The organism is Burkholderia sp. Bp9016 (assembly GCF_003857765.1).
Classification (GTDB): Bacteria; Pseudomonadota; Gammaproteobacteria; order Burkholderiales; family Burkholderiaceae; genus Burkholderia.
Genome location: NZ_QTPY01000059.1, coordinates 1 through 6340, shown reverse-complemented (window position 1 = coordinate 6340; position 6340 = coordinate 1). Strand labels below are relative to the sequence as shown.

Below are 6340 nucleotides of genomic sequence, written 5' to 3'. Positions count from 1 at the left end.
ATGATCTGGCTGTCCGTGAATCTCGATTTCTTCATTCCGTAGAACTCCCTCAACAAGAAAATTCTACTTCTGATCACACCGGTTTCTCGGGGGGATTACCCGACAACGAGTGCGAGCCATTTCTATATTACGTTATGACTGCGAGCGCTCATCATAAGCATGGCACCTTTATGTTTCCAGACGAGTATCGAGGCTAATTTTTGAATCCCTCAAGAGGCACCCAAGCGGGTGCTTTTTTTCAACAACAGGTCGGTGCGGCAACACCAAATCGAGATCACGCATCGACCGACATAACGTGTTGCGACGCGATGAGTAACGGCGGCACCGGGCACTTGCAAACGCACAGATCATCACTCAATGCGACGCGGCGACCGTCCGGCCCCGTCATTGGCAATCTCGGGCCGACGCATTGAATTTTGCCTATCGTCTTGCACACCGGGCAAAACACATCGTCGTTTTCGTGCGCGATGTGCCTGCCGTCGAGCACGAACGGCGTAGCCTTCGCTTGGACCGTTCCGGCCACCGTCGTGTGATCGCCGTCGAGAATCAGGTATCTCGTCATAGTCGGCGTTACCCGTCTTGCTTCTCAGTCGGCGACCAGTGCCAGTTCGTTGTGCCCCACGAACTGCCCTCAATCACGGGCATGATTTCGCCAGCTTCGAAGTAACGACGGCTTCCGGCCTTGGCTGGTGTGTGCCACCATCCAGCTTCGGGGCACGGGTTGCCGCCTCGCACGCTCTGGCGGGCCGGTTCGCGACTCACTGGCGGCGGAACGATCGTCGGCGGTTCAGGAATTGGCGGAGCATCGGGCAAATCAAAGCGTGCTACCCACTTGCGCGCGTTCTTCACATCCGCGCTAGGAAGATCGGGAATATAGGTGTGCAGCGCGTCGGGTTTCGGATCGCGCAGCACACGCAGGATGCTATTCACGAACACGTACGGTTCAGGCAATCCCTCTTCAGGTGCGCCAAGGCGCGGGAAGTCACCCGCGCGGATCATCAGGCACGCATTCGCGCGCTCAATATGAATATCGGAACGATCAAGCTTTTCCCGGATCGCAGCCTCGCCACCCAAGCGCTCGATGAACAGTTCGCCTAGGATCGTGTACCAATTTACGCCCTTAATAAAGCCCCACCGCCCGACCTTTGCCCCGGGTTGCAATCCGGGGTAAAAAGCTGTCATATGATCTGTAGACTCGCCTTCGTAAGAAACCGGATCGTAGTCTTTGGCCAGCAAGTGTGCCGTGCTATCTATCTCAAGACCGCTAAAGCGTTCTGCTAGCGCCCATTCCTGAGGTATGTAGCGATGGTAGCTATAGGGAAGAATCGGCGATAGGCCACCATATCCTCCTTGGATTGGGAGTTTGTCGCAAACGAAATTTAGAAAATCCTCATACAGACTTGAACCTCCCTTATCGGCAAACAACTCCATCGGTACGTTAAACTTCAAAAGTGAAAGTCCTGATTCTTGACCTTTGTACGACTTCCAGCCTTTTGGGGAAATATAATCTTCGTCCGCTGCCGTGCCGGTGAGCGTTCCAATGCTATATTCCGCCGCAGTATCTTGATCGATGGAACTCGAACGCAAGACGCTAACTTCCTCATGCGAAGGGGTTTCGACAATTGTGCGTCTGATTTTTTCGACGCCTTTGGCGTTCCGTTTTGTGAATTTTCCGAGGTCAGCGTCCTTTCCTCCGCGCAGGTGCTCTCCGAATACCTCATCAAATCGGTCAAAGCAACTAAGAATTGCTTGCCGGACCTCCGGCTGAGAGCCCCGATCGAAGAATACCGTGCCAATTACACCGGGTAGAACGCCCATCGAGTTGTCGGCAAGGCGCACGCTCAAATCTTCCTGATAGCGGGAAAGCGCCTGCAACGGCGTCAAAACAGGTTTCGAATCACTCAAAGTCATAATCGGATCGTCTATTGATCAGTCGCACATGAATTCACTCAGCTTGCGGACAGTGCTGCAACTGCACTCCCACCCCCGACGACGACTCCAAGGGCCGCAGCCAATGCCGCCGCGGCCTCTGCGCCAGCCGCGATAATCGCACATAGCGCAGCAAAGATCGCGATCAACTCAGGTAGCAACAGGATCACGATTGCGACACCGACGACAACGGCTATCGCTATCGCGACTCCTTTCAGCAGCGTCACACCGACCTGTGCCCAATCGATATGCGTGAGCACGTCCCACGTCATATCAGTCATGCGCACGATCGCGTCCCACCCTGCCTTGAGTTGCGCAGCCGTGTAGCGGAATATTTCGTGCCCTTTCTCGTCAACCCACACCCAAGCGCTATGCGCCTTGTCGGCCACCCACTGTCCGGCCGTAAACATCCATGGCGCGTGCTGATGCAGGAACGCGCTGGTTTCAGCAGACACGTAAGAGTATCCGCGTTGAACCGCATCCCAAACGGGGGCGACGGCATGTTCGACTCCTTCACCGAACTCGTGCGCCTTTTGCCACCAGTCCTCATACCAGACATGATGCGGAATGGCTGGGACTGTGCGAACGGGAGCGGTTTGGCGTTGCTTCTCGTCTTGCGTTTTTGGTGCAGGAATCGGAGCAGGTTTGGTGATTTTTTCCAAGTCGCCATTGCAATCGGTGACATCGATTACCGACATATTCATTTTCGAATCGCCTGAAATGTCCTGATAGGCTTTTTCTTGGCCGACGCCCCAATCGTCACCCGGGAATTTCACCTCCACAAGGCGCAACAAATTTCCGACGTGTGACCCACCTTCGCGATCGATGTTGCCGCGCCCCGGCCAAAGATCGGAAGGTCTTTCAACAATAATTACGTCAGGGCGACGCAATTTCCCGACCGTCGCTCCAATTGGAAACGGATTCAAACTTCGACGACGCTCCGTTCCCTGAGGCTTTTCATCGCTTAAGAATGGAATAGGAGCTTCAAGTCCACGTGACCTGTCGCTTGGCTTCATGTCGAAGCTAACTTCGGCTTTATATTTAAACTGCCATTTGAATTCTTTTTCTTCGATAATCATCGGGCCGCTCATCGCGACCTGCATGAGCAACCGGTAAACAATGGAGCCATCCCGCAACTTGACGGGAATGTAACGCGCCGTTTTTAAAGCAACATTTACCTTCTCACGCAAGTATCCCTTAGCTCCGAGCGGCAGAAATGCATAGTTAGGTCTGCGCTCTTTGATTGTCTCGCACGTGCCCGCAGGTTGAAGTGCTCCAGCCATTTCGCTCTCCTTGCGTCGTTTGCACTTAGGCGCGTTCGCCTTTATCGATTTCTACGTAATCAGCAAAAATGTCAGGCTCCCCGCCGCCTGCATACTTCCACGGCTCCATGTCCTGTTTTTCCTGCTCGAATGCCTTAAGGTTCACGCTTTGCGCGGTCGGCGTGAAAACCGGCACCGTCTCGCCAAGGTCGTTCGTGTGACCAAGCACAGTTCGCCCCGATGGCAGCTTCATTTCGTAGGCGTGTCGAATCATCGGCGTCCCGTCCGTCTGGTCCTTCAGGACGTATTGCGCCTGATACGACGGCTTGAACTGCGGCATCGTGTATGACTCGCTAATCGGCCCCGAGAAGCTGAACGACGCACCCTTGAAGTCAACGCTGCCCGGTGCGTGTATCGAGACGTTGCCGCCCTTGACGCGAATCGTCGCTCCACCGCAGTACAACACCAGTTCCTGATCGGCCGCAATTTCCATCCGTCCGGCCACCGACAACAATTTCACAAGCTGCTGCGCGATCATTTCAAGATCGCCGTCCTGTGCCTGTATTTCGACCTTGCCCTTGCCAGCTACGGCTTTGATGCCTTGATTACGCGCAAACAGACTCAGGTGATCAATCGCGGCTGCGTGCATCGAGCCGCCCGCCGCGAGATACGAATCCTGACCGCTGATCCAGTTCGCCTGTTGGTCTGCACTTGCGTGTAACGACTGATGCGTGGACAGGCCGATTCCCGCCGGACTGCCGAGCAGCAACAGCGGTTCAGCAAATGCGTTCGCGCTGCCCGTTCCGCCGCCTGCTGTGCGGCCACCGGATGCTTCGCCGGATGCCGACTGCTTCGTTGCATCCGTGAACGCCGCCAGCGCATCAACGCCGGGTTTCAGGCTCTCGGCCTGATGCTGTTCACTCGCGTCCGAGATGCTGCCAAGCAAGTTTTTCGAGCGCGTAAGCTGTTCGCGCGCTTCGTCAACGTCTAGCTGATCGCTGTCACGTGAAACGGGATGTGCGCTGATCGATACGCCACGGCTACCGCGCACCGCAGCGTAATGATCAGCATGCAATAGCAACCCCGAACCGAGATACCGGCCGCGCGTGTTGCCGCTCTGCTGGATCAAATATCCCTGCGCGATCGATGCGTAGCTGCTGCCCGTGTAGCTGACGAGCCGCGTACCGCTTTGATTCGTAGCGTCGTCATGGACGAATGAGTTGAATGCCCCTGTACCACCGAACCCTTGCGACTGGAATCCCGACAGCAGCACATTCGAATGCCAAGGAGAAGGCGTCGTGCCGCCGTTGACGCGCCCTAAAATGAACGGCTTGTCGCAATCGTTTGCCCAATAGGCGATCAAAACCCATTCACCGGCCCGTGGTACGTGCACCGATCCGTAGCCTTTGCCCGTATCGGCCTGCATGGTCGAAAGCAGCGGCGATGACGTGAACGTGCCATCTGGATTTTTGCGGTCCCACGCGAAATGCACGCGTACCTGGTTCCGCTCGTTCGTCCACGCTTCCGATCCTTGCTGCGTCACGACGATCGCATGCTCGATGGTCATGTTCGGCTTGGGATGCGCGAGCGGGCTGCGATATTCGACGCTCGCCTCTTGCGCCTCAACCTCGATGACGAAAAATCCTGCTGTTCCGTCTTGCGGGTGCTCCGGCGTCTTGAAGCGTGCCCCGTGTGCTGCCTGTTGTTCAGCAAGTGTCGCACGCAAACTGCGCGGATATTCGGTCGCCCCTTGACCAATCGACACATTGTTTTCGATGTACCACCGTGCCTCGATGGCGAGAAATTCCCGTTTCTTCGGATCGCTGTCGGGATGACGCGGATGGTTGTTCAGCGTGAATCGCAACCCGGCATCGAGCCATCGCAGACCGCCGACACCGAAGTAACGCCGAGCGCGCGAATCCCATCCTTCTACACGCCGACGTGCGCGTGCTGCGCCGCTGTCTGAATTGGGGTATCCATACGCGGTCGGCTCGTAGACGGTCATGGGCGCAGCAGGAATGCTGCGCGATTCCGACTGTCGCCCACTGCCCGCCTCGTACGTCGTGGATTGCAGAGCGCTATCCGTCTGGAAATGCGAAGCCGGTCGCTTGTAGTCGAACGCACGCGACATGTAGCGCAGACTCTGCATCGTCTGCACGACCGCCCATTGTGTAAATCCGTCCGCTTCGTGGTCAGCGTTACCGCGATAGTATTCGGCCGGTTTCGCGTCCGGCAGCGACGACACACGATCAAGAATGACGAGCGTCGTTTTCGGCGGCCCACCTTCCTTCGTAGGTTCGTGCACCCAATAGAAGTACCAGCCTTCATCTTCGAGAAGGCGGTGTACGAAATGAAGATCGGATTCGCTTTGACGGCACCATGAGCGCACAGCAGGCTCGCGCGTCAGGTCGAACCGGAACCGCCCTTGGAACTGCGGATATCGATTGAGAACGTCGGAAATGATTTCGCGCGCGTCCTTTTCGAGCCAACCCTCGTCGTTGTGGGTCTTGCTCAGGAAAATCAGGGCGGACGAAAATTCCAGCTGGTACGTTGTTACGCTACCGTCGCCACCCAAATACCCAACCTGATGCACGAAGCCGTGCACGGGGCGATAGACCGAATCAACGTATGGCGCTGTCCGTTGCTGAATCCATAGGGTGACCGGCTGATGCATGAGCGACAGCAAATCGGTGTCGCCGCGCAGCGATGCAACGTCGATTGTCCAGTGGTAGTCGCCACCGATTCCGCATGATCCGCGCGCCCGCAACGGGATCAACCCGTTCCTGCCAAGTGGCGTATCCAGCATCAACAGCCGGTCGTGCTGCAACAAACCGCGATGGACGGCCTCGTATAGGTCGTGATTTTTCAGGTCCCCGAGTGCGGGTGGTCTGAGTACCATTTCTTGTCGTGCCTCTCTCAGGTTCGACTACCGTCAGAGAAGCGCCACAACGACGGTCAGCCAGTGGCGACGAAAGGTCGCTCTCGCGCGATTTTAGCTAAAGTCTGAGGAATATTGTTCGACTTGACAAAAGTTGACGCTGCCGAAATATCAAGACAAGACACGCGCATAACTAGTCTTACTGTGTCAATAAATCAGCATTGGAAGTTGAACAAAACGGACATCGCTGGAGCCGGCGCGCGATGTAGGC

The 6340-nt window shown here is 56.2% G+C and carries 4 protein-coding genes; all 4 read right to left on the bottom strand.

All coding sequences use genetic code 11. The features are described from left to right. Positions 1-274 precede the first annotated feature (274 nt). The 4 genes from DIE13_RS32225 to DIE13_RS32210 are packed head-to-tail and all read right to left on the bottom strand — an operon-like array spanning position 275 to position 6090. Positions 275-562, bottom strand: coding sequence for a PAAR domain-containing protein (locus DIE13_RS32225; protein ID WP_124831008.1), 288 nt, complete (start codon positions 560-562; stop codon positions 275-277). An 8-nt stretch (positions 563-570) separates the two neighbouring features. Further along, positions 571-1911, bottom strand: a complete 1341-nt coding sequence (locus DIE13_RS32220) for a type VI immunity family protein (RefSeq protein ID WP_124831007.1) — start codon at positions 1909-1911, stop codon at positions 571-573. Between the two features lie 38 nt (positions 1912-1949). After that, positions 1950-3212, bottom strand: a complete 1263-nt coding sequence (locus tag DIE13_RS32215) for a VRR-NUC domain-containing protein (protein WP_124831006.1) — start codon at positions 3210-3212, stop codon at positions 1950-1952. A gap of 25 nt (positions 3213-3237) precedes the next feature. After that, entirely contained in the window at positions 3238-6090 is a 2853-nt protein-coding gene (locus DIE13_RS32210; RefSeq protein WP_124831005.1) for a type VI secretion system Vgr family protein, read from the bottom strand. Positions 6091-6340 lie beyond the last annotated feature (250 nt).